Source organism: Leptolyngbya sp. FACHB-36 (genome assembly GCF_014695955.1).
GTDB lineage: Bacteria > Cyanobacteriota > Cyanobacteriia > Leptolyngbyales > Leptolyngbyaceae > FACHB-36.
In genome coordinates, this window is record NZ_JACJPG010000159.1 from 1 (window position 1) to 1,724 (window position 1,724).

Here is a 1,724-nt window from a genome sequence, read left to right on the forward strand (position 1 = left end):
TCGCTCGTTCAGTAGATCAATTAATCGATGAGATGAAACACCGATCCAGGGAAAATGTCCCACGGGTGCATTCATCGTGTAGTTGAGTTCTGTATCCAATCGCCACAGCGTTCCACCTAACTCCATACCAACAGGGTTGTTGTTTGGCAGGGGTTGATTTCTGCGCCATCCGACCATTTGAGCAAAGCGTTCTACCCGTGCTTTGGGATTTTTGGAGCTTGCAACTTGCTGCCAAACACGCTGTTGTGCACTGAATCCGAATCGACCGTTACTGGCAGTTGACCAAAGGGTATCCAGAGTTCGGAGATCGTCTGAAGGAATGCGATTCAGCACTGACTTGCTACTGAAGAGAAGATCTCCTTGGGGTCCCGCTAATCGCTGAAGAATTGCACGAGTTTCACTATCGGCTGCCTGCCAATTTCGAGCTGTCAGAAGACGTTGAAGATGGCTGTAGTTGATGCGCCATTTAGAGGAATTAGAACTAGGAAGAACATCAAACGTAAAGCTGGAAACAATTTGCTGAAAGGTCTGTCCGATCGCATCTTTGGGATTTAGATAACCCACTTTTAAGCGAAACACATAGTGACCATCCGGGCTGCTAAGTAGCACATTGTTGTATTCGTAAAGCCCTGTAGAGGTGTAAGCGATCGCCGCCTGTCCAGCCACCGTGAGCGGGCGATCGTCGCTGCGGCTTAGTTCTCCTTTCCAGTAGGTCAGGGGCAATCGTTTGGGGTTGTTGTAGACTGTAATGCTGATGATAGGAGGAGTTTCAGGCAAATTAGCACGATTCAAAAAATCTGCTTGTTGCCAAACTTCTAATGCCTGTACTGGAACCGCTGGTTGTGGCGCTTGCGTTGTTTCTGATGGCGTAATCACATAGCCTTTGGGAGAAACAATGCGAAAGCCAAAGCGATCGCTCATGTAAAAAATATCGCGGCTTTGCATAGCGGCAGAACTTGCTGTAGGACTTGCTGTAGGAATGGCAGCAGCAGCTTCACCCGATCGCGATTGAGTCAGGAAAAGCAGCGGTTGAGCTGCACTACCAGCCGCTAAAAATGCTAAAAATCCAAGGGTAATAATGCGTTTCATACAGCTAGCTTGATGAATTCTACTCAACGTTTTTAACGTTTCAAATATCCTTTATATCAATTCGTAATCCGCAATACTCGCTGCGCGAGAAGCAAGCTACGGAATTGCAGAAGTTCCGTCCCATCTACGTCTTAGTGGTTTGATCGGTCGCTGGAATTTAGAGAATTGGTATTACAGGTTTTCTGTTGGAGCACGTTCCTTAGTTCTAATCAGGTTTTCTGCTAAAGTACCCGATCGAAAAGTACCGGGCTCCAAACAGCTAACGCGTTGTGGCTGAAACGTTATGGAGTCTGCTGTGGCGACTGCCCCATAAACACTACGCGAATCTGGTTACGCTGAAATATGCCTGGAACGCTGACTTGAGCAGACGCTTGAGGCATCGCCCGACACCTTGCCACCATTGATTGTTCATTGTGAGCATTCAGTGCGGTCACATAAAACGTGACCTGACGACCTCGAACTTCGGAATGCGAAACGACGGGCAGCAGCTTGTCAAGGCACCCTTGCAGCGTGAATCCCAGCGTTACTCGCGTCTCGGAACCTGTGACAGCATCTCCGAGCGGAACCCGCACGGGCTGCACGTTGGTAATCTCTCCCTTGATGGGAGACAGCCCCGTAGTGCGAGGAGGAAGCGT

At 49.0% G+C, this 1,724-nt stretch carries 2 protein-coding genes; both read right to left on the reverse strand.

From position 1 onward, the window contains the following. Window positions 1–1,089 (reverse strand): GUN4 domain-containing protein (locus tag H6F43_RS02370; protein WP_190340407.1); only part of this gene is annotated, 1,089 nt, incomplete at its 3' end. Between the two features lie 281 nt (window positions 1,090–1,370). Then, window positions 1,371–1,724 (reverse strand): hypothetical protein (locus H6F43_RS02375; RefSeq protein WP_190340408.1); only part of this gene is annotated, 354 nt, incomplete at its 5' end.